We start from the raw sequence: 23,045 nt of genomic DNA on the forward strand, positions 1-23,045 counted from the left end.
AAAAGAAGGGACCGATTTATAGCCTGTGCAAACGTATGAAATAAAAAACGCTGCCTGATTAGGGCAGCGTTTTCGTTGGATAAGAGGGTCTTTCTAAACTAATTTTTCTTTACAATTCGTATTCTTTTAGAGTCAACACCCAATATATAGGTGCCTTCTTTCAGATCAGAAATTTCAATGTTCTTGATATCCTGCATGCCATCAACGTTGATCCTCCGCACGGTATTACCTACCTGGTCGTAGATGGTAATGGTGTGAGCCTTGTACTGTGTAAGGTCTATCGTAAGATTGTTTCGAACCGGGTTCGGGAATACAGATACTTCTCCTGCTGCTACACGTGCACCAGAGCCACCGCTTGCCAGGAAGAGCTTATTGTCTGGAATGGTTTGTTTCGGTGCGGCTCCTGGCGGATCGTATTGTACGGTAAGTGCCTGGCCACCTCCGTTTTCAAAGAATGTTACTTTGATCGGGAAACGACCGGTAGAGGCAAAGTTATAGGTACCACTGCGTTCTACCGTTCCATGCAGGCCGTCATTATCAACAACCATCGTGTTGTTGATATACAAACGGCTTCCGTCATCGGATGCAGTATAGAAAGTATAAGTGCCGGTAGCATCGATCTGAATATATCCTTCAAAAGAGAATACAAAGAGATCGTCCTGACGTCTTACACTGATGTCGAAGTTGTTTACAATGCCCGTAACATCCGGTGTTTGAGTAAAGTCGAATGCCTGCAAGCTGGACAATGAAGTTTCCGATTCCCAGTATTTATAAGAGAGACCTCCCTCCGGTGTAGTAAAGTTTACACTTCCGGATGCAGACACATTGTTACGTGCATCCACCGCTTTTACTTCGGCTGTATAGGTAGCGCCCGGTGTAAGGCCTGTTAATGTAAACGAAGTAGTTGTAGATGTACCTACCTGTGTAGCGTTCAACAGGATCTGATAGCTTGCTACCTGGTCGTTGTCGGTTGATGCCGTCCAGGTTAACAATGCCTGGAAGCCAGTCTGGTTGCTGATCGCCAGATTGGTTGGTGCGCTTGGTGGTATAGCATCATCCTGTGTTGTGATCAGTTTTTCATTGGAGAAACGTCCATCATTTCCGCCGATGGCACGAATGCGATAGAAGTATTGGGCATTCGGGCGAAGACCTGCGTCTACAAACGACAATACATTTTGTCCAACAATGCCTACAACTTTATAAGGCTCTGAAGAGTATCCGTTGGCAGCACGTCTGTTTCTCCAGACCTCGTAGTAATCTTCTGCAGGTGAATCAGACCATGACAAGCTTGTTTGTGTAGCCGAGAGAACAACCGGATTAGCCTGCACCGGAGGTGTAGGGTTGGTATGAGGCGAAGTATATACTACGCTAATAGTATTAGAAGGCAAGCTTGAACAACCTGTGCTTTCTTTTACGCGCACAGTATACGAGCCAGCCGTTGTTGCACTGCCGGTACCGGTAGAAATGTTGCGTGTGCTGCTGGTAGTAGTAGCTACCACTGCGCCGTCTTTCAGCCAGGTATACTCTGTGTAACCGGTTGGAGCCACCAGGTCAACTACGTTGTTAGAGCTGATGTCTATCGGCAGTATTTTCGATCCTGTATTGGTAAGCGTAGGAGAGAACGTAGAAGCAGGTTTTGAGGTAATGTTGGTAGGGAATGATTCGTACCATACGTTATCGGCACGCTTGAACTTAACGGTATAGGTACCTACAACGGATGCGTTATAAAAACGATCTGTTGCTCCGGCTATATCCACGCCGTTCAAAGTCCACTGGTATTGTGTGAAACCTGCAGAGAATCCAAGTTTTACAGACTCACCGATACAGAAAGCAGGGGAGCCTCCAAATACATATATTTTTCGCTTATCCTGCGCCAGCAGCCAGGAGAAGAAATCAGGTTCTGCATACGCTGCATACCAGGTTCCGTGACCGGTGTTTGGATACAAGGTATAACGTGGACTTCCTCCTTTGGAGATCAGCGTATTAATAATAGACTGTGCTGAAGTAGGATTGGGGTTGGTATCCAAACCTCCCTGGAATAACCAGAGGGGAGTGGTTACGAGTGTAGTGGTCATGATATCAGGGTTACTTCCTACACCTGACATTGGTGCCATAGCTGCAAACAGATCAGGTCTCTTGGAAGCAAAGTCCCAGGTTCCTTTTGCTCCATTTGAAAGGCCGTGCACATAGATACGGTTGATGTCTGCGTTATAGTTGGCCAACATGTATTCAATTATCTTAACGGCCATGTTCTCATTCTGTGTAAGAGCTCCATTGTTCCAGCCGTTCTCCCAGGCACCACTATGATTTACCTGCGGGAAAATTACAATACCCGGAAAAGCGCGCGGGTCTGATGCATTTCTGTTTACAGCATCGCGGTGCTCCTGGCCGCCGTGAAGCAGGTTATGGTCATTGTTATCATAACGCACATCGCTTGGCGCATACGAGAATACACCCTGCCATGATCTGCCCGATTCACCGGCACCGTGCAGCATAATGATCATAGGATATTTTTGTGAGCCATTCTTCTGGTAGCCGGGAGGGAAAATGGCTCTCCAGTTCATAAACTCGGTGATGGCTTGAGAAGAATTCAGTGCGCGATAGTTAAATTCTTTATACTGACTATCGTCCCAGCTTACCATTTTGTAATAGTGCGAGAGTTGATAGTTCCGGAGGCTGTAACCGCTATCGTATTGAACGGTTTGTGCGAAAAGCGTGGCGATGCAACATACACTGAGCAGACCACTGAGAAGCCATTTAGACATTGACATAGTGTTAGAGGATTTTTGTTTTTAGAAATGTTTCAAATAGATATGAGTTTTGGTTTAACGAAAATTTCGTGAACAGGAGGACTTGCCTCGGAGAAACAGAGAATTCGATAAAAGGAAAGATTGATGCTCCGGAAAAATGAAGTTCCGGTACTCCTGAATAGGCAGACGTGTCAAGGACTCCACACTTGTGGATCCAGATAAAAGCCCAACCATAGGATGTAATATTTTGTTACCTTTTATAGACAGTAGAAGACGCTATTCGCGTTTTCGTTTATAAATGTAGGTGAAAAAACATTACTTGAAACATAGTAAACGCTTTTTTTTAATTTTTTTTCAACTACAGTACATGTGTGCCTTTTTAAATAAAAAATATTAAAAATTATAATGATTCAATATTGTATCCCCCAAAATAGGTATAAAATTAATGGGATTTTTTAGAGTGAAATTTTGGCTTAAAAAATCATGCCTGAAGAAAGGCCTATACTGGAAAAATGCGTTAAACGGAAACTGTTAATCGTTACCTGTTTACACGTTAAATGTAAAAGTCGGGGAAGACAGAAGATAGAAAGCGTGTGTAGATACCTGGAAGCTCACAGCTTTTAAAAACATCGAACAAGGAACAACTAATCAACGAATGTTGAAGCCCCACACGTCCAGCGGCTGGCAGCCAGAAGCCTGCAGCTATTTTATTTCTCCACTGCAGTATATATCCATGCACCGAAATATTGATTCTGCCGTCTGATAATCTTCCATTTGTCGATCACTTCCTGGCGGTTGGTTGAGTAGTAAATATATACGTAGTAATAATTCTTCTCGGATTGATATAGTATAGCCGGGTTCAGCCCTTTTTCGCGCAGCTTGCTGAGTTGCTTTTTGGCGTTTTCAGCTTGCTGGTATACACCGAGTATCAGGTAGTGTCCTAAAGCATGTTCCTCTGCGATCTGTTCATCAGCCGGAGCTTTCTGGGCAGGTGCCTGTTCCTGTGGTGTTGCTGTTGTCTTGGTTGCTTCCCCGGTTTTATTGGCCTCTTGTTGAACCTCTGTAATGGGTTGCTGCGTCACGGGTTGGTTTATAGCTTCCTGGTTTTTGCGTTTGGCTTTATCCTGTTTCGCTGGCGGGGCCTCCGCTGTGGTAGTGGTATCTTTCGAAGTTGGTGTCGTCTTCTTTGCAACGGCGGTGGCTGCTTTCACCGAGTCCTGCACTTCCTTTTCGGCAAATATACTTTCTTCGCGATTGTTTCTGCTCAGGCGGGCGCCCATGTATATTTCGTGGGTGCCGCCTGCTACACTCTTTATATCGCCGGTAGGTCGCTCATACGCATAGCCTATACGCAGCAGACCTTTCAGGTTCAATCCTATAAATCCGGTAGCACCGTAGCCATCGCGGTACGAGCCGCCAATCCAGATCACATCTTTGATAGTTACCTGCAGCAGACCTTCCCATTGGTGCTGAGTCTGATCGATGGAGCGGTATATAACATAAGGAGATACCTTTACTGCACCGAGGTTAAAAGTATAGGAAGCTGACCCAAAGCGATTGTCAAATTTACTCGTCTTCACCTCGTTGAATGATTGGGCACTGTTGGGCTTTGAATCAAACAGCCGTGGTAAGGCAAAACCTATATTGAAATTTTTGAACTGGTAGTTAAAACCGAATTGCCCGTTCACGAATGTGTTGTTCTGTGATACATTGGCAAGTGCAGGATCATTGGTATTTTCCAGAGACGAGTAATCGAACGAGTTGAAGCCCACACCTCCCGATAAACCGAAATTCAGATTATGTGCCTGCGCAAAACGAATGCGATAGCCAAATGTAGCGAGTACAGAAGTTGATGATAGCAAAATCGATTTGTCATTATAAGCCGTAAGGCCAAGCGAAACATTTCTGCCCACCGGGGCCTGAATATTAACAGCACCCACCGTAGGCGTGTTGTCAACACCGAGCCATTGTCTTCTGTAGAACAGGTTAGCTTCTGCATAACCATTGTTGGCTACATAGGACGGATTGAACTGATACGGATTGGCAAAGAACTGGCTGAATACCGGCGGGTTTTGTCCATACGCCACCTGGCAGACGAGCAGCGTTAGAATGAATAGCAGGGAACAAGTTGGTAGAGGTCTTTTCATGGAAGCAGGGTCAGCGTATTAATCGAATCGCACCAGAGTATTTTTTATGATTCTCACATTGAATAACATAATAGTAGTCACCCTCTTCCAAGGGTTTCCCGTTTAGCGTGGCGTCCCAGTTGTTCTCATATACATCCGCCTCGAATACTTTCTTGCCGAGGCGATTGAATATTTTGATCGGACAGCTGTTGATCATGGATATATTCTTCACCACCCAGATGTCGTTGGTCAGATCGCCGTTAGGAGAGAAGAGCTTGGCTGCACCGATCGGATTTACCGGATCTTCCTGTACGGTAATCGTTACCTCATCGCTGGCCGTTGCCCCTCCATTGTCGGTTACCGTTAAGCGGAAAGTATATACGCCTTCTACCAGATCTGTTACCGCGAGAATGGGATTGTTGTCGAGGTTGATAGCAGCCGGAGTACCCGCAATCTGCTCCCAGGTAAACAAGGTAATCACACCATCCGGATCGGTACCGATACCTTCCAGCGCTATAAAGTTATCGGGGAGCACAAGTGTAGTGTCGTTGCCGGCAAAAGCAGTAGGCGGTAAATTCTCAGCATGTACTTCAACCACAATCTCCGCGAATGCAGAAGCATTTTCATTGTCGATTGCGGTGAGCCTGAAAGTATACGATCCCAACACCAGTCCGCCGGCATTCAGGGTCGTGCTGTTTGCTCCCGATAACGTTGCTGTTGACGGACCGCTTTGCTGTGTCCACTCAAGTGATGCAATAGCTCCATCGAGGTCGAAAGCTGATCCGTTGATCACCGTTGAATTCGTTGGCTGGAAAAGGATCAGCGATGTTCCGGTGGTTACTACCGGAGGCTCATTCGTTCCTGCAGGAGCAATCACCACAGTAACTTCATCCGAGGCTGTAGCGCCTCCGTTATCGGCTACATCAATGCGGAATACATAGGTGCCTTGCGGCGGATTGGATATTGTAATGATCGGGGTTGCTGTACCGGCAGGAGGAGAGATAGCCGGCCCGCTTACCTGTGTCCAGTTGTAGGAGTTGATCGTTCCATCCGGATCGGAAGAAGTAGCCGTAATTACTACAGAAGTAACAGGAGCCCGTAAGAATATATCTTTTCCGGCATCGACTACCGGGTTTTTGTTAATTGATCCCGGCAATACCGATACGTTCACTTCATCAGCATTGGTAAGACCTCCATTGTCGGTTACTGTGAGTGTGAATTGGTACGACCCAGTAGTAAGTGCCGACAGCGACAGTTTTGAAGTGGCTTGTCCTGTCATGGTTACGGCCCCACCTGATGCTTTTTCCCACAGGTATTTTTGTATGGTTCCGTCAATGTCGGTGCCACTGCCCTGCAGGCTGGTGGTGCTTTGCGGCAGGTAAATTACCTGGTCGAAGCCGGCATTGGCGATAGGAGGAAGGTTGCTTCCTTCTGCTACTACGGTAATATCCACGAAGTCGGAGCCCGTGGCACCGTCATCATCTTCTACCGTCAGCTGGTAACGATATACCCCTTCAGCAAGGTTATTCACAATAAGTGTAGGTGAGTTAATATTTTCAAGCACCGAGCTGGCGCCTAAAACCTGCGTCCAGGTATAGGATACGATCGATCCGTCAGGGTCAAAACCTGATCCGCTAAGCGTAACAGTTGTATTGGGTAATACGATGGACTGGTTCGCCCCGGCATTGGCGATGGGCGGCTGGTTCACCGTTCCCGGGAAGACCACGATATCCACTTCATCAAAAGATGACGCGCCATCGTCATCCGTTGCAGTAAGGCGGAAGGTATACTGGCCGGCCACCATATTGGTAAGAATCACGGTATTCGAATTCGTATTGGCCATCGTTACAGTGGGGCCTTGTATTTTGGTCCACTCGTACGACACGATGCTTCCGTCATTGTCGCTGGCTGTGCCGGTAATGTTAATGGCATTGTTGGGCAGGAACAAGGTTTTGTCCGTGCCGGCATTTACCAAGGGTGGTTGGTTCGATCCGGCGGGTAATACGGTGATGTTAACCTCGTCAAAAGCAGTAGCCCCGGCGTTATCTTCCACTGTAATCCGGAATGTATAGGTGCCTTCCACCATATCGGTAATGAGCAGGGTGGCTACGTTCTCACTGCTCAGCGTGGCGGCTGGTCCTACCTGTTTTGCCCAGGTATAGCTGGCAATACTTCCATCGGGGTCGCTGGCAAAGGCTGTAAGCGTTACCGAGTTGGTGGGCAGTGTTATGGTCAGGTTGTTTCCGGCTGTTACCGTAGGAGTCTGGTTCACTGTAGCCGGCAATACTACTACCTGGCAATTGTCGGTGGCAGTAGCGCCATCATCATCGGTTACGGTAAGCCTGAATATATATACACCCTCTACGAGGTCAGTCAATGACAGCACAGGTGTTGAAGCATTGATCAGGAAGGCAGACGGTCCGCTCACTTTGATCCACGCGTATGAAGCGATCGTTCCGTCCGGATCAGTACCCGAACCAATCAGATTGGTACTGTTCACGGGCAGCGACAAGGTTATGTTCGGCCCAGCATCTGCAATCGGAGACTGATTGCTGGAAGCAGGGTTGACGATTACGGTCACTTCATCAATGCCGGTAGCGCCATCATCATCCGTAACAGTAAGTCTGAATATATAGGTACCGATATTCAGATTTGTAATGGTTACCGCGTTGGTATTTTGGTTGCCTAGGTTGGCGGTGCCACCACTTACTTTTTCCCACAGGTAGCTGGTGACGGTTCCGTCTGAATCAGAGCCGGAACCTGTCAGCAACACGGTGGTGGTAGGAAGGTATATTGTTACATCGCTGCCGGCATTGGCAACCGGGCTCGCGTTGGTGGCGGCTTGTACAATTACGTTTACATCATCGAATGCCGAACCACCATCTGCATCTGTAACGGTAACTCTGAATACATAAGTACCCTGAATCAATCCCGATACATTGGCAGTGGCCGTACTTCCTCCGGTGATGGATGCAACGGAAGGTCCTGATTGCTGCGACCACGTATAGGAACTTACGGTGCCGTCTTCCGGGTCGGAAGCTGTTGCTGTAAGCGAAGTAAAGTTTGCAGGAAGAACAAGTGTCTTGTCGGTGCCTGCGTTTACCACCGGATTCTGGTTAACCGATGTTACGGTTACTTTTACCTCATCACTCGCAGTAGCCGATTTATTATCGGTAACGGTGAGCCGGAAAGTATATACTCCTTCTACCATGTTGGTAACGGTAAGCGTGGCGGTGCCTGTGCCACTCAGCGTAGCTGTTGGACTGCTGATCATTTCCCACAAATAAGAAGATATACTTCCATCGGTATCCGATGCTGTTCCGGTGAGTATAACGGAGTTGGTTGGCAATGTGATTACCAGGTCGGAGCCTGCATTTACCGTAGGTGGCTGATTGACAGTGGCAGGAAGCACAACAACGGATACCAGATCGGTTGCTTTGGCTCCATTGTTATCGGTTACTGTTAACCGGAATGAATAGGTTCCCTGCACAAGGTTCGTAAGACTTAACGTGGCGGTGTTGCTGCCGCCCATCGTAGCAGCGGGGCCACTGAGTTTTTCCCAGAGGTATGCTGTGATTGTTCCATCGGTATCTGTACCAGAGCCCGTAAGGGTTGTGCTGTTGGTGGGCAGCGTGAGTGTTTTATCTGTACCTGCGTTCGCTACCGGAGGGATGTTGGCAGCTTCTACGGTTACGGTTACATCGTTGCTGGCACTCGCGCCATTGTTGTCAGTGGCCGTAAGACGAAATACATATGTGCCCTGCACCATGTTCGTTACCGTCAATACCGCTGTTGTTTGATTGGAAAGTGTACCGGAGGCAGGGCCACTTACTTTCGTCCAGGCATAGCTTGTAATGGTTCCATCCGGATCGGATGCCGAGCCTGTTAAGGTCACGGTATTGGTTGGTAATTTTATAGTTTTATCCGGACCGGCATCTACAATGGGAACCTGGTTGGCGGCATTTACGATTACGGTAACTTCATCAAAAGCACTCGCGCCCTGATTATCAGTTACAGTCAGCCGGAATATATAGGAGCCAACAACCAGATTACTCAACGATAACGTAGCAGTTGATGCACCACTCATGACAGCGGTAGCTCCGCTCACTTTTGTCCAGGCATAGGTCGCTATACTTCCATCCGGATCGCTGGCAGAACCTGCCAGGTTTACACTGTTGGTAGGCAGTGTAAGTGTTTTATCTGTACCTGCATTAGCTACCGGAGGTTTATTGACAGCAGCAGGCTGCACAATAACTGAAACATTATCGGAGCCGGTAGCGCCATCGTCATCCGTGGCCGTAAGCTTAAATACATAGGTGCCTGCTGTGGTCATACCACTCGCAGTAAGTGTAGCCGTGTTGGCGTTGGTGAGCGTAGCGGTTACAGGGCCGCTTACCTGTGTCCACAAATAGGTTGTTACTGTTCCATCAGCATCGCTTGCGGAACCATTGATAGTGGTGGTGCTGATAGGCAGCGTAATGGTTTTATCCGTACCGGCATTGGCTACAGGAGGTTGATTCACCACGGCAGCCTGTACGGTAACCGTTACTTCGGCATAGCCTGTCTCTCCGGAATTATCCGTAGCGGTGAGTCTGAATACATATACCCCTTGTACCAGGTTGGTGAGCAACAGGGAAGCGGTAGTAATGTTGCTCATGGTAACAGCAGGACCACTGGTTTTGGTCCATAGCAGGGATGCGATGGTTCCATCAGCATCACTGGCGGCGCCTAGGAGGGTTGTTGTGTTTACCGGTAGTACCAGCGTTTGGTTGGCGCCTACTGTTACTACCGGCTTTTGGTTTCCCGATAATTCGAATGCTCCGGCATCCCACGCAGCTCCTGTCGGTCGGAGCAGTTTGTCAAAGTCAAACGTTACACCATAGAGGCTCGCGGCTCGCCCGGCATTGATAGCGGGAGAATTGGATTGAAGATGATAATCATCTACAGTAGGATTCACGAACTTGGCGTTGTCAAGTACCGGTATCACTACATTGTTACCCTGTGTCCAGTCGGTATAGGTTTTCAACTGATTCCAGTTTGATGTACAGGCCACAATCAGGTTGTTGAAAAGCACACAGCCGGGTGCCGTGTTTACATTCTCTTTGATAGCGGCTGTAGCAGCCCCTACAATGGTATTGTTGACTATATATACTCCTCCGAGATAACCGTTTGGCACTATATCGGTAGCCAATGGCGTTGGCCGGGTATTGATGTTGATGGCTTCCGCTCCCGGGTTTATAACAATGTTGTTGAAGACGTAATTGTTTCCTATACCTTGTATAACGAGGCAGGGGCCGTAACCACCTTTAACGAAGTTGTTATATAGTTTGCCGGTAGTACCAACTCCCATTTGTATACACCCGTTCTGCGAAGGGTTGTTGGCGGCTCCGTAGTTGTAAATCTTGTTGTCGTGAATCTGGACATCGGCTACCGCAGATCCTACCTGTATGGATTCCCAACCTGAGTTGACAACCAGGTTGTTGTGTATATTTACTCCGCGCACTTCGTGCGGGTACTGCAAGCTTCCGCAGTAAACGGTTGTGCCATTATAGAAACTGTTACCAATATAAAAACCTTCACCGCCTATATCGTGGAGATAATTATTGTGAAGATGTATATTATACATGGTAAAATTAGGACGCTCCGAAGTTTTATCCGCACAGTTGGAGCTTGGGTCAGTCTTTGCCATAATACCGGCAAATCCGGTCTTGGTAACTTCAACGTGATCGATCTCAATGTCGGAACTTAGTGCCGTGCATACTATACCCTGTGTTCCTGCTTTTGTCTCAACGATCTTTATACCGTATTCAACACTGGGATCTCCGGTACCGGTAATATGAAAATAGCGGGAACTGTTTATTAATATACCATTACCGGCATTAGGCCCGCCGATGAGGGCCTGCCCGTTACAGTTCTTGATAGTAACATAATTGGTGGCTGAACCTACAATGTTTTGAAAGATGATACGCTCTCTGGCTCCGCCCTGTATGCAAATTACATCACCGGGCTTTACACCTTGTGCTGTCCCGTTAAAGGTTACACTTCCCGTACCGGCAGGTATGGTAAATGTACAGCCACATTGTGCCGCGGCATGATAATTTATAAACAGAAGGAGGGGGGTAAACAGGGGGAATAGATACCGTAGTAAAATAACTATTCTCATAAGCAGGAGGGTTTTGAGAGAAAAGTAAACTAACTAATTGATAATATACCAGTTAATTAAAACAATAACGCCACTTTAATCAAGAAATGAAAATTATCAGGCAACCTGTTCTACAAGTTGCGGTTTAATTCTTTTGATTACTTTGGCGGGCACACCAGCCACAACGCTGTAAGCGGGAACATCCTTTGTAACAACGGCACCGGCAGCTATGACAGAGCCTTCTCCAATTGTAACACCTTTCAAAATAGTGGCGCGCGAGGCGATCCACACATGATCTTCAATTACAATATCGCCGCGCTTTCCTTCGGCGGTATGGTCTGACAGATCATGAAAGTCACTATCGAGTATTAAAGTATAGGGGGCTATTCTCACGAACTTACCAATGGTAATATTTCCGGCTACAGCGATGTGTGTTCCATTCACGCGGGTTCCATAGCCAATGCGCAATGTACCGGTAGCCTTTACCAGGAGTTTGGTGCGTTCAAAAACTGACCAGATCGCTACACGATCTTCAATAACGATAATGCCATTGGCATTAATCAGGGGCTTGCCATGCACGGTAACATATTTACCTACTTTTACACAATGGCGAAGGTATATTTTCGCTGCCAGCAGACGCCAGAATATAGATAGCATTCTTCCAATCATCAGCGTTAATACACTGAAGCCGGAGGAACGCGGGTTCTCCTTCCTGATTTCTTGAAATTTCTTTTTGATCTCGTCCATCATACGCTCAATGGTTCAAATGCCAGGAAATCCCCTGAATGTAACTCTTTAGATTGGGAAAGTCCATACGTAACAGCAATTTCAGTATATCTTTTGGCATGGCCAGCCCAAAAAAGAAAAGCATAGACGATAGCTGGGTCAGGCCTTTCGTGTTTCGTTTCAGATATAGCAGCCGGTTGCGCACCAGGTAATACGTTTTGATCGGGTTGTTTTTGCCCACCGATATAGATTCTTTGTGATATACTTTTGATGTGCCCACATAATATACCCGGTAGCCTGCCCGCTTTACCTGCTCGGTCCAGTCGTGCTCCTCGTAATACAGGAAATATACCTCCGGTAGCAGGCCCACTTCTTCCATTACCTTGCGTGATGTTAGCAGGCAGGCGCCATGCCCCAGCTCGGTTTCGCGCACCCAGTTATATTGGTTAGTGTCAGTCTCCAGGTAGCCGAGTTTTTTGCCCCTGCCGGTATATGGATTTATACTAACAGCACCGGCATATTGAATAAGCTCATCGCGATCGAAATATACGATTCGTGGCGAGGCAATGCCGACATTTGGTTCCTGCTGAAATATAGCGACCAGTGGTTCGAGAAAGCCGGGTGTTACTTCAACATCATTGTTGATTAACAGCAGGTATTCGCCTTTGGCTTCTTTGAGCCCCACATTGTTACCGCCTGCAAAGCCGAGATTTTTTCCGGTTACAATCAGGTTGATCTCCGGAAATTCCTGCTTGAGTGATTGAACGGAAGTATCGCGCGAGCCATTATCCACCACGATGATCTCGATTGAAGGATACGATATGTTCTGAAGCGAGAGAAGAAGGTCGCGTGTTACAGAAGTCTGGTTGAAATTAATAGTTACAATCGAAACGAGAGGGTAATCAGTCGCCTTCATAAATTATTCTGAAGTTGCCCCGTGTGGCGTATGGATAAATTTTTTGTTGGCATTCTTCAGCTTGAAGAGCAGCATGAACATGCGCACGAAAATGCCGGGAAGGTCCAGCAGTGCCTTAAGCATTTTCTTCGAGTAAAACTCTCCGGGTATAGAAAGCAATATCGCGGTAGTGTTAACAACAAACAGAATTACCCAGAGCGTTGCACCCAGTGCAAGGTAATGGCGCAGTAACACCGCTACAGGTGTGAGCACAGTAAGTAACCCCAGGTTAATAAGACGAGGCAATTGGATGTTTCGAAGTACTGCGCTGTTAAAGAATGTGAAATTACCTTTGAATAACGCCGCCACACCTGGTCTGAAATACTTTTTCAAATAAAAATACTGGCTGGAAATCCAGCGCTTCCGCTGATTCTGAAAGGCACCGGCCTGTGATATTTTTTCATCGTATACCACAGCGTCCTTGTAATAATATACTTTGATGTCTTCGAGGAGTAATTGTAGCTCCAGCTCGCGATCAAATCCGCCAATGGAAGTCATCTTGCCAAGCTTGTCTTTCAGTAAAGCAAAATCAAATACAACACCTGAACCGCTGATCGATGACGACAGCCCCGCTGCAGTATGTCCCTGGCGGTATACATGGTTGTTGATAGCTTCGCTTACACCATCCAGAAATGCGAGGTTGTTGTTTTGATTCTTCGGTTTGCGCTGGCCCTGCACCGCCTTCAGGGAATGTGTTGCCAGCAATCCGTTTTGAAGCTGCAGGAAGTTCTTCTCCATTACATTATCAGCATCCAGAATCACAGCATAGTCATACCGTGCAGTGTCTAATTGCGACAACGCCATGTTAAGTGATTTCACTTTTGTACTGCTTTCGAAATGTACTTCCACTACGCGTATCGGCAATTTTCGCAGCAGCTCCAGTGTAGCCGGCTGTAGCGAATCGGCAATCACGACAACTTCGTAATACTCTGCCGGATAGGTTTGATTCAAGGCTTGTCTTGCTACATCCAGGATTACGGCATCTTCCTTGTAAGATGGAATCAATACACAAAAGCGAAGATTGCGCTGAGGCTGCGCATAGGCGAGTGGCCTATAAAACAATCCCGCGATAGCGAAGAAAGCAGTATAGGCCACTACATATATAAAATACAATAATAGAATCAGTTCAACAAAGAACATGTATACGGGGCTGTTGAAAGATGAAGTAAAGATTTACTGAATAATCAAACTTGTTCTTTTTGTAACAAAGCGGGCACAGTGCTCAACAGGATTTTTAAATCCAGCCAGAAGGAGTTTTTCATAGCATACTCCATATCCAGTGCGATGCGTTCTTCCGGTGACATCTCTTGTTTACCGCGCTTGGTAACTTGCCACAAGCCTGTGATACCGGCAGGGGCGAGAAAGCGCCATGCAATCTGATCCTTGGTAAGCTTCTCGGCTTCATACAACGGCAGCGGCCTGTTACCTACCAATGACATATCACCTTTCAGAACATTGAACAACTGAGGGATCTCATCCAGGCTTGTATTACGGATAAACTGACCTATACGCGTTACGCGCGGATCGTTCTTCAGTTTAAAGAACACATTGTCTGCAGAGCTCTCTGCATATTGATTGAGGTGTTGCAGCTTCTGAAGCTCTTTATCAGCATCCATACGCATGGATCTGAACTTGTAGAAGTCAAATATTTTATAGCCTGCTCCTGCGCGCTTGGATATATAGAATACAGATCCTTTGGATTCCAGTTTGATCAATACAGCGATTGCCACCAGCAGGGGAGAGAGGCATATCAATGCGCCCAGCGAGATCAGAATGTCGAACGCACGTTTCAGTGTCCACAGTTTGATTGTGGGTACTTCTTCGTGTGCCCGCACCATAGTATAGGGCTTGTTGCCGCGTTGTATCTTGTATAGTTTCAGCTTCCTGATAAACTCTACGCGTTTGAAGAACGCAGGGGTAATAGCACCGTAATGATATTCATCTACACCAGTGCGAAGTGCCAGGTCTTTGGCTGCCTGATCGAACTTGGGTGTATAGAATATATAGGGAATAGCTTTTTGAGAAGCTATATCTTTCAGTGCGTTCATCTCTGCAGTCACACTGGCAGGGTTGATGAGGATTGCATCCAGATCAGCCGTTTCATTTTTTATGTCGGCCAGCGTCTTGTTCAGCGTGGAATTGATAAAATGTATTTTTTCCTGGGCATAGTCGTGCTCAATTGCTGAATCGGAAAAGCCGATCCTGACAATGTTTTTAGTTGTAAATGAAGGAGCGTGTGTTTTTGATTCATACACTACAGAAAGCGGGGATTCGGATTCACTTACATTTAGATTCACTGCAACATCCATAATTAGTTTACGGTTACATTTTGTCTTTGAAATAATAACGCACGATCCACTTCAGCCAGGAAAGACTGAGGCTCAAAAGGCTTTACCAGGTAAGTAAAAGCCCCTAAATCAAGGCACTGCTTGCGCTTGCTTGCATCTTCGTATCCGGAGAGAATAATAACCGGTATATTTTTGAATAAACCACTGGTGCTGAGATTTTCCAGCAGTTCAATACCGTCTAACGAAGGCATTTTAAGATCAGAAATAATCAAGTCAGGAAGATTGCCGTCAGACAACCATGACCACGCCTCCATACCGTTGTTCATAATAACCACTTCATATTTTTTCTGAAGTATTTTTTCCAAAAGCCAGCATAAAGGAACATCGTCCTCGATAACCAATACCCGTTTCATGGTATATAAAATTTTGAACCAACAAAGAAGTGCTGCTCTAAAGATCTGATTGTAGTAAGGCGGGATCTTTAAAGACAACTATAAGACAAACCAAAGCTAAATAAAATAATTGATACAGATGTAACCTTTGGATGTAAAATATATTAAAACTTTGCAAAGACAGGCTTTAGGTTGCGCCTATCTGTTTGAAATAGTGATAATATCCGGACTTTGGAATTAATGTGGTATAATTTACGTGATGTAACGTTTACGATCGATTTGTAATCATTTCAATCGTTTTTCTTCGATCAATCTTCCCTGTATTGGTATAAGCAAACTGCTCAACAACGATAATGTCGCGCGGTATTTCATATGCTGAAACCGCTTGTTTAAATTCTTTATAAATTAGCTCACGCGGTATACTTTCCACGTCATCTTTTCCCTCCAGCAGTAAAATAATTTTCTGACCGAGTTTACTATCCGGTTTCGCTGCTATAAAAAATGACCTATTAACTCCACATTTCGATAATACTTCACCGGCAGCTTGTTCCACTTTCTCCGGTATAATTTTCACTCCGCCGCTGTTAATAATATTATCCCAACGCCCCAGCCACACAAAGCTGTCTTTCTCTTTCATTTCTACCAGATCGTTGGTAACAATGCGCTCGGGCAAGTGAGGAGCTTCAATTACCAGACAGCCACGCGCATCCGTATAGATGGATATACCTGGAAGTGCCTGGAAAACAGGCGATGGTGCATTACCGTTAAGCGATTGAAGCGCTATGTGCGAAATGGTTTCCGTCATGCCATACGTGGCAAAGAACCGGCAACTGTACTGCTGTAACGCCTGGATCGCTTCTCGGTTTAAAGGAGCTCCGCCAATAATACTATAGCGCACAGCATTGAGACGATTGGCTTGTGGCGAAGCCAGTATCTCATATACCTGATAAGGAACCCACGCGGTAAAATCGATATGTACATCGGCTGGTATGGAAGCAAGTGGGTTGGCATTTGGATCAATAGCCATAATGCGCATGCCGGTGGTGAAGCAGCGCACCAGCATCATCTGGCCTGCTATATATTGTGTGTTGAGGCATACCAGCGCCGTATAGCCGGCTTGCAGTTTAAGTGCATGTTCCGTCATGCGGGCACTCACAACCATCTGGCTACGCGTTATCACAATCTTTTTCGGTGTGCCGGTAGAGCCGCTCGTATGGATCTCAAATGTAGATTCGTTACGCAGCCAGCGTCTGATAAAGTTGAAGGTGCTTACTTCAAATTCGCTGTTGGCGGCAGCAGCCTGATGTACGATATCATATAGAGAAACCTCCCGACCATTGATGGTAATGCTTGGGTACAGATAGCTCATGGCTTGGAAGATCTGCGCTTCACGGTAAGTTCCTTATATCCGTAGGTAGTGTCAGTTTCGCGACCGAAGGCAAGATCGGGAAGTTCAGCGATAGCGATCTCGGTGGTTGTATAAATAAGGTTGCCATCCAATAAATGTCCGCCGGTAGTTTGTCCTGTGCTGTCGGAAACAGCCAGGTGCAGGTGTGTTGACGTCTCCGAGATAGTGCCGGTGAGTGATACAATCTCGAAATGTCCCGCGAGCGATGTACCGTTCTCCTGGTTGGCGAAGCGCAACGTGTATTGCTCCAGGCTGCCGACACAGGTTACAACAACGGCCGCTTTGATTTTGTGTAACTGCGCCCAGGCCACCAGCGATTTTTTAAGATCCTGATGTGGCCCGAGCCTGAAAACGTGTACCCTTGACGTTGACTGCATAGCTTGTTGTGCTTGCGCGGTTATGGCAGACATAACTATAAAAACGATCAGCAGGCTGCGCGTCATTCTTATAACTGCTGCAAGTCTTTCTTAAAACGCTCTATGATGAGTGCTTCATTCTCATGAAAACCACTGCAGGCTTCTGCCACACGTTGCATTACGCGAACAGCAGAAAGTCGCAGGTCATCCGTTAAATGATCTTTGTATTTTTTAAAATCGTGCATGGCCTCGTTATACGCCTTTTCGATAGAAGGTTGTATCACTTCATCCAGCAATTCAAAACGGCTTTGTGCTGCCCAAGAATCATAATCCAGCTCTTCCTGGATGATCTTGTGGAAGGCAATGCGTTCTTCCGAGCTCAGGCCCTTGTCGGCCTTTGCTATAACATACGCCATCTCGGCAATACTTCTTAAAATCTCAAGTTTCTCAATCTGCATAGTGGATTTACATCTATATATAAATAAAGGATCAAGGGAACTTCGGGTATTTTGACCAATCCGGATCGCGCTTTTCGAGGAATGCATTCTTCCCTTCTTTTGCTTCTTCGCTAAGATAGTAGAGCAGTGTAGCATTTCCGGCAAGTTCCTGTATACCGGCCTGCCCGTCAAGTTCTGCATTGAAAGAACTCTTTAACATGCGTATGGCCAGCGGGCTCTTCGCAATGATCTTCTTTGCCCACGCTACATAGGTTTCTTCGAGTTGATCCAGCGGCACTACTTTGTTTACCAGCCCCATTTCGATCGCGTCTTTTGCATCGTACTGATCGCAGAGATACCAGATCTCGCGTGCTTTTTTTTGTCCTACAATGCGGGCGAGGTACGAAGCACCAAAACCGCCATCGAAGCTTCCTACTTTCGGACCGGTTTGTCCGAAGCGAGCGTTCTCGGCAGCAATGGTAAGATCACACACTACGTGCAGCACATGACCACCGCCAATAGCCCATCCGGCAACAGCCGCAATAACGGGCTTGGGAATGGAGCGGATCATTTTCTGCAGATCAAGAACGTTTAGCCGTGGCGTTGTGTCTTCGCCTACATAGCCGCCATGGCCGCGCACACTCTGGTCGCCACCGCTGCAAAATGCTTTGCCACCTTCACCGGTAAGAATCACCACGCGTACATCTGCATCTTCGCGACAGATGTGCATGGCATCGATCATCTCTTGTACCGTGAGTGGTGTAAACGCATTATGTACATGCGGACGGTTAATACTGATGCGGGCAATGCCCTCAAATTTATGGAACAGAATCTCCTTATATTCCTTTACGGGTTTCCATGCGTGTTTAAAGTTCATAACTCTTTTTTGTTTTCTCCTTCAGGTTATCAAATATGATTTTGTTGATCAATGTATCACTTTCCAGCTCCAGTATTTTTGGTTTACCATCAAACTCAAAGAAATCTTTCAGCAGGTTTTTGAGCTTGCGTTTATTGTCGAGCTGCAAATGTTCAATGCCAAACTCTTCGCAGAGTTTTTTTGCCGTAAGTTTTTGACGCGTTACAAAATACTCATCCGACTCAGGCAATGATCCGGGGCCGTCTATCATTTTAAAGATCACACCACCGTGGTTGTTCAGCAACACAATGCGCAAATTAGGCATCGCGTAATTATGCCAGAAGGCATTGCGATCGTAAAAGAAGGCAAGATCACCCGTGATCAACACATTCGGACGATCGTTCGATAACGCATGTCCTACCACGGTGCTGGTGCAACCATCTATACCGCTTGTGCCACGGTTGGCATATACCTGTATACCGCGTTGCTGTGCACGCAGCCCGATAAAATTTCCATAGCGCACGCTCATGCTGTTGGCAAGGTGCAGGTTACAGTTTTCAGGGAGATTGTTGAGTATAGTATATACCAGCTCAAGCTCTGCGAGTGCTTCCTGCGGAAAAAACTCTTCGAGTGTGCGCAGTGCTCTGCGTTCTTCTATTTCCCAAAGCTTGTTAAAGTTATGCTGCTTCTGCTTTTCGAACGATTCGGTTGTAGGTAATGAACTCAGAAATCGGAAAAACTCTGCCGGTGTAGTATTGAATACATTCGTTATACTCTGAAACGGATCGGCTACCATGCCCGCCGGCTGTATATGCCAGTGCGCTTTGGGAGTATATTTGCGTAAAAACAATTTCAGGTTCTTTGATATAACCGATTTGCCAAACGTGATCAGCAGATCAGGCTGTAATGTTTTCTTGATATCGGCAGAAGCCTGCCCCAGAAACAGATCAGCATGGCGAACGAGTTTCTCAATGCTATGCAGGTTGGTGATTACATCGCCTACCACAGGTATAGCATGCTTGGTGAAGAAAGTTTGCAGGGCATCGTTCAGGTCCTTGTCATCTTCCTGCTGGCCCGCTACGATGAGTACATTGTGATAAATGCCCCATTCGTTTATCAGCTTTCGTTTTTGCTCGTCAGTAAGTGTAAAGTCAGAAGGAAACTCATCCATCACCCGCACCGATGTACTATAGCTGATCGCTTCCTCTGCGGGGGGATATAGCGGTTCGCGAAACGGAGCGTTGATGTGTACCGGGCCTTTCGGTTCCTGGTAGGAGAGGTTGATCGCTTCATTTACAATGCGATTAACCGCCCACTGACTATCGGCATGATCATACTCCTGCGGAAGCTGATAGAATTTCTTTACATGCTTCCCGAAGATTTCATTCTGGTGAATGGTTTGACCATCGTGTTGTGCAATCCACTCCGCCGGGCGATCCGCTGTGATAATGATGAGTGGTGTTTCACTGAACCATGCTTCGGCTACTGCGGGCGCCAGGTTATACGCTGCCGATCCCGATGTACAGATAACAATAGCAGGCGCTTTCTTTTGCTGCGCTATGCCAAGCGCCACAAAACCAGCGCTGCGCTCATCGCTGAACGTACGCGTAATAATGTTGGGATGCCGGACAAATGCAAGAGTAAGAGGAGCGCATCGTGAGCCGGGACAGAGCACCGCTTGCGTAAGACCTTTGCGGGAACACAGCTCAGCGATATCATAGATCGGTTGAAAACGGGCCATTGAATAAATCGTGTGCGAATATGGGGAGCCAGCGGGGAATATTCAAATAATATGCTGTTGCTCTCGCAATCGTGTCGGTGAATTTTATTCAGCAAGCTGTGTGTATTGAAATTATCCTTTTTGAAATTACTGAAATTCAGGAAGATAGTTCTATCTTCGGCATCCCAAAGCCCATCCTGCCTGCAACCGCTATGGTTCAGCAAGGATGGGCTTTGTCATTTTTACACATTCACGTTATCTAAACCCTACGTTATGAGATGTAATCTTTACTGTGTTTTCTTTGCCTGCCTGTTACTATCCTTCTCTTCCTTCGCACAAACCCGGTATTGGGTAGGTGCATCGGTCTATATCAATAATTTCAGCAGCACGAGCGACCTTTCACAATGGTCGCTCGTGGAAGACAATGGCACCGGAAGCTGGACGTTTTCAAATAATGGCAGCGCTATCCTGAAGATGGATAACTCGGTAGGATTTTATGCCAACCGGCTGTTTAATGTGAATGGCACCAGCCCGCGATTGTTAACACTGGACAAAGCAAGTGGCGTTGTGGAGTTCCAGGTTATTGCTGTTACCGGAGGCAATCAACAGTTTTTTCTTCAGGCCCAGGAGTTCAACGCGGAAGGTCAATACATTACCGAACAAAATATACTCAGTCCGCAAACCAGTCCGGGATATTATTCTGTAAACATGAGTTCCATCAACTGGAACGCAGCTACTACGCAGGTGCGTTTTATTATAGCGGGTGCTAATTATTCCGCACAGCAGGGCACCATCGAGTTCAACTATTTCAATTATACCAATACACCGAAAACGTGGAGCAATACACTCAACTGGTCAACAACCTCCGGTGGTAGTAGCGGAGCTTCCGCACCCGGCCCCGGCGATGTCGCTATATTTGATGGTGCCTCAGGTAAAAATGGTATATGCTTTCTCGATGCACCCGTTACAATAGCGGGCATTCTTACCAATGGATATACCGGCACAATAGACCTTCGCGGATTCTCGATGACAACAACCGGATCGAATACTTTTACTTCCGGTAATTTTGCTGTTACGTCTGGCAACGCTTCGCTTATACTGAACACCACAGGCACGACAACCTTCAGCGGCGCTTCCTTTAATGTGCCTATCAGTGGCACAACCGGAGCGCTGTTGTTGAATGGCTCTTCCTTCAACAACACCGTTACGCTTACCAAGACCGGTGCTTCTACGGATGCAAGTGCCGGGGGCAATACATTTAACGGAGCGGTTTCACTTACCAACAGCGGAACGGGTACATTGCTTCTCGCCAATATCACCGGAGATACCTATAACAGTGATGCTATGTTTATACAAACCAATGGCACCTTGCAGCCTGCCTATAATGGCACTAATGTTTTTGCCGGTAACATTACTACCAACAGTTCCGCTGCGATTGATTTCGGAGCGAGCGGAGGAAATGTTACACTGTCGGGCACCACCTCACAAATCATTTCCAAAACAGCCAGCACAGCAGCGCCAACGATAGAGCGCCTTGTTCTTAATAAAAATGGTGGCGATGTTACGTTGAATACTGTGCTGAATATAGGATTGTCGGCTACGTTCACCAAAGGTATTTTGAATACCACTTCAGCCAACTATATATACTTCTTGTCGGGTGCTACCACTTCGGGAGCCAACGCATCCAGCTATGTAGACGGGCCTGTACGAAAGAGTACAGCACTGGAAGGATTTGTATTTCCGACCGGCGATAATGGATCCTATCGATCGGTTGAGATATCGCCGGTTACAATGTTAACAGATTTCACAGCAGAGTATTTTAAAGCATCTCAACCCTATGGCACCGCACAGGATAATACACTGGCAGCACTCAGCAGCTGTGAGTATTGGACGCTCGACAGAAACAGTGGGCTGGGCACTCCGTTCGTTACGTTGAGCTGGCATTCCAACCAATGCTCGTCAACCTATATATCCGATCCGGCCTCAATTCGCGTAGCACACTGGAATGGAAGTGAGTGGGAAAATCTTGGAGGATTTATATCGGGAACCTCATCGTTGGGTACGGTAACAACGGCATCGGCGGTAACATCTTTTAGTCCGTTCACACTGGGTTCTACATCACCTACCAATCCTTTGCCGGTTACACTCAAAGAATTTCGAAGCGAAGTAAAGGATGGAAATGTATGGCTATATTGGATAACAGCTGCTGAAAAGAATAATAAGCATTTTGAAATAGAACGTTCTGCAGATGGCTTGTCGTTCGAGCGCATTGGCATGCTGAATGGTAAAGGCACTACAGCCGTTGAAAACCGCTATATTTTCCGTGACAGCGCACCTTTACATAATCTCTCTTATTACCGCCTCAAGCAAACCGACCTGGATGATAAGTACGATTACTCGGATATACTTACGGTATATATCAATACCCGCGAAGAACCATCAGCCTTGCGCGTGCGACCGAACCCGGCAAGCACCAGCGATATAGTGTACCTGAATCGGAAAACTTCTGCCGTGGTCATGAACACCGCCGGGTATGTGGTGCGAAAAGTTACCGATGCAGATCAACTCGATGTATCCGGACTAAGTCCCGGTATGTATATCGTTTCCGATACGATGGGTCGATCGGCCAAGCTCGTTGTCAAATAGGAAAACTATATTTCTAATAACGCGCGTCAATACCAAACACATCCTTGAAATATACTTTCAGGGATGATGTTCTTGTTTTGGTGTAAGGCGGTTCTTCCTGCGTTACATAGAAATCACCGTCATCGGCTTTTGTAATGATATAGGTCACATCGCCTGTGTAAGCGCGCACAGAGCGGGCGCCTTCATTCAGGTGACTGAGCGTTTCTTCCAATAGATCGAGTGGTATGGGCATAATAACAGTTG

15 protein-coding genes are annotated in these 23,045 nt (G+C 46.7%); 1 reads left to right on the plus strand and 14 read right to left on the minus strand.

Going from position 1 to position 23,045, the window contains the following annotated elements:
• Positions 1 to 98: 98 nt before the first annotated feature.
• From V7Q33_RS02770 to menD, 13 genes are all read right to left on the minus strand, one after another.
• Entirely contained in the window at positions 99 to 2,771 is a 2,673-nt protein-coding gene (locus V7Q33_RS02770) for a PA14 domain-containing protein (protein WP_333818826.1), read from the minus strand.
• Between the two features lie 686 nt (positions 2,772 to 3,457).
• Positions 3,458 to 4,897, minus strand: coding sequence for a PorP/SprF family type IX secretion system membrane protein (locus tag V7Q33_RS02775; protein WP_333818827.1), 1,440 nt, complete (start codon positions 4,895 to 4,897; stop codon positions 3,458 to 3,460).
• 10 nt (positions 4,898 to 4,907) lie between these two features.
• Positions 4,908 to 11,039, minus strand: a complete 6,132-nt coding sequence (locus V7Q33_RS02780) for a PKD domain-containing protein (RefSeq protein ID WP_333818828.1) — start codon at positions 11,037 to 11,039, stop codon at positions 4,908 to 4,910.
• A 96-nt stretch (positions 11,040 to 11,135) separates the two neighbouring features.
• Complete coding sequence (locus V7Q33_RS02785) at positions 11,136 to 11,768, minus strand: acyltransferase (protein ID WP_331977501.1); 633 nt, start codon at positions 11,766 to 11,768, stop codon at positions 11,136 to 11,138.
• A gap of 4 nt (positions 11,769 to 11,772) precedes the next feature.
• Positions 11,773 to 12,660: a glycosyltransferase family 2 protein gene (locus V7Q33_RS02790; RefSeq protein ID WP_333818829.1), complete on the minus strand. Its 888-nt coding sequence runs from the start codon at positions 12,658 to 12,660 to the stop codon at positions 11,773 to 11,775.
• 3 nt (positions 12,661 to 12,663) lie between these two features.
• Positions 12,664 to 13,839 carry a glycosyltransferase gene (locus V7Q33_RS02795; RefSeq protein WP_333818830.1) on the minus strand — a complete coding sequence of 392 codons (1,176 nt, stop codon included), beginning with the start codon at positions 13,837 to 13,839 and terminating at the stop codon, positions 12,664 to 12,666.
• Between the two features lie 44 nt (positions 13,840 to 13,883).
• Positions 13,884 to 15,008 (minus strand): sugar transferase, encoded by a 1,125-nt coding sequence (locus V7Q33_RS02800; RefSeq protein WP_331977507.1) that lies wholly within the window; start codon positions 15,006 to 15,008, stop codon positions 13,884 to 13,886.
• A 2-nt stretch (positions 15,009 to 15,010) separates the two neighbouring features.
• Positions 15,011 to 15,400, minus strand: coding sequence for a response regulator (locus V7Q33_RS02805; protein ID WP_331973027.1), 390 nt, complete (start codon positions 15,398 to 15,400; stop codon positions 15,011 to 15,013).
• Positions 15,401 to 15,647: 247 nt separating this feature from the next.
• Positions 15,648 to 16,748 (minus strand): AMP-binding protein, encoded by a 1,101-nt coding sequence (locus V7Q33_RS02810; protein WP_333818831.1) that lies wholly within the window; start codon positions 16,746 to 16,748, stop codon positions 15,648 to 15,650.
• Positions 16,745 to 17,230: a PPC domain-containing DNA-binding protein gene (locus V7Q33_RS02815; RefSeq protein ID WP_333818832.1), complete on the minus strand. Its 486-nt coding sequence runs from the start codon at positions 17,228 to 17,230 to the stop codon at positions 16,745 to 16,747. Before V7Q33_RS02815 ends, V7Q33_RS02810 begins: the two co-directional genes overlap by 4 nt.
• A gap of 2 nt (positions 17,231 to 17,232) precedes the next feature.
• On the minus strand, positions 17,233 to 17,601 hold the full coding sequence (locus V7Q33_RS02820) for a TerB family tellurite resistance protein (protein ID WP_331977513.1): 369 nt from the start codon (positions 17,599 to 17,601) through the stop codon (positions 17,233 to 17,235).
• A 31-nt stretch (positions 17,602 to 17,632) separates the two neighbouring features.
• Positions 17,633 to 18,457: a 1,4-dihydroxy-2-naphthoyl-CoA synthase gene (gene menB / locus V7Q33_RS02825; protein ID WP_331977515.1), complete on the minus strand. Its 825-nt coding sequence runs from the start codon at positions 18,455 to 18,457 to the stop codon at positions 17,633 to 17,635.
• Positions 18,447 to 20,177 (minus strand): 2-succinyl-5-enolpyruvyl-6-hydroxy-3-cyclohexene-1-carboxylic-acid synthase, encoded by a 1,731-nt coding sequence (gene menD, locus V7Q33_RS02830; protein WP_333818833.1) that lies wholly within the window; start codon positions 20,175 to 20,177, stop codon positions 18,447 to 18,449. The genes menB and menD overlap by 11 nt, the downstream gene beginning before the upstream one ends.
• A gap of 252 nt (positions 20,178 to 20,429) precedes the next feature.
• Between menD and V7Q33_RS02835 the strand changes: the two genes are divergently transcribed.
• A complete protein-coding gene (locus tag V7Q33_RS02835) occupies positions 20,430 to 22,802 on the plus strand; it encodes a hypothetical protein (RefSeq protein ID WP_333818835.1) in 2,373 nt (790 codons plus the stop codon).
• A gap of 13 nt (positions 22,803 to 22,815) precedes the next feature.
• On the opposite strand, the gene V7Q33_RS02840 is transcribed toward V7Q33_RS02835, so the two are convergent.
• Positions 22,816 to 23,034, minus strand: coding sequence for a hypothetical protein (locus V7Q33_RS02840; protein WP_331977521.1), 219 nt, complete (start codon positions 23,032 to 23,034; stop codon positions 22,816 to 22,818).
• Positions 23,035 to 23,045: the final 11 nt, after the last annotated feature.

The organism is Ohtaekwangia sp. (assembly GCF_036786105.1).
GTDB lineage: Bacteria > Bacteroidota > Bacteroidia > Cytophagales > Cyclobacteriaceae > Ohtaekwangia.

Excerpts from the sequence above, each read along its gene's own strand:
- V7Q33_RS02770 (WP_333818826.1), bottom strand. The coding sequence starts at position 2,771 with ATGTCAATGTCTAAATGGCTTCTCAGTGGTCTGCTCAGTGTATGTTGC.
- V7Q33_RS02775 (WP_333818827.1), bottom strand. The coding sequence starts at position 4,897 with ATGAAAAGACCTCTACCAACTTGTTCCCTGCTATTCATTCTAACGCTG.
- V7Q33_RS02780 (WP_333818828.1), bottom strand. The coding sequence starts at position 11,039 with ATGAGAATAGTTATTTTACTACGGTATCTATTCCCCCTGTTTACCCCC.
- V7Q33_RS02785 (WP_331977501.1), bottom strand. The coding sequence starts at position 11,768 with ATGATGGACGAGATCAAAAAGAAATTTCAAGAAATCAGGAAGGAGAAC.
- V7Q33_RS02790 (WP_333818829.1), bottom strand. The coding sequence starts at position 12,660 with ATGAAGGCGACTGATTACCCTCTCGTTTCGATTGTAACTATTAATTTC.
- V7Q33_RS02795 (WP_333818830.1), bottom strand. The coding sequence starts at position 13,839 with ATGTTCTTTGTTGAACTGATTCTATTATTGTATTTTATATATGTAGTG.
- V7Q33_RS02800 (WP_331977507.1), bottom strand. The coding sequence starts at position 15,008 with ATGGATGTTGCAGTGAATCTAAATGTAAGTGAATCCGAATCCCCGCTT.
- V7Q33_RS02805 (WP_331973027.1), bottom strand. The coding sequence starts at position 15,400 with ATGAAACGGGTATTGGTTATCGAGGACGATGTTCCTTTATGCTGGCTT.
- V7Q33_RS02810 (WP_333818831.1), bottom strand. The coding sequence starts at position 16,748 with ATGAGCTATCTGTACCCAAGCATTACCATCAATGGTCGGGAGGTTTCT.
- V7Q33_RS02815 (WP_333818832.1), bottom strand. The coding sequence starts at position 17,230 with ATGACGCGCAGCCTGCTGATCGTTTTTATAGTTATGTCTGCCATAACC.
- V7Q33_RS02820 (WP_331977513.1), bottom strand. The coding sequence starts at position 17,601 with ATGCAGATTGAGAAACTTGAGATTTTAAGAAGTATTGCCGAGATGGCG.
- menB (WP_331977515.1), bottom strand. The coding sequence starts at position 18,457 with ATGAACTTTAAACACGCATGGAAACCCGTAAAGGAATATAAGGAGATT.
- menD (WP_333818833.1), bottom strand. The coding sequence starts at position 20,177 with ATGGCCCGTTTTCAACCGATCTATGATATCGCTGAGCTGTGTTCCCGC.
- V7Q33_RS02835 (WP_333818835.1), top strand. The coding sequence starts at position 20,430 with ATGAGATGTAATCTTTACTGTGTTTTCTTTGCCTGCCTGTTACTATCC.
- V7Q33_RS02840 (WP_331977521.1), bottom strand. The coding sequence starts at position 23,034 with ATGCCCATACCACTCGATCTATTGGAAGAAACGCTCAGTCACCTGAAT.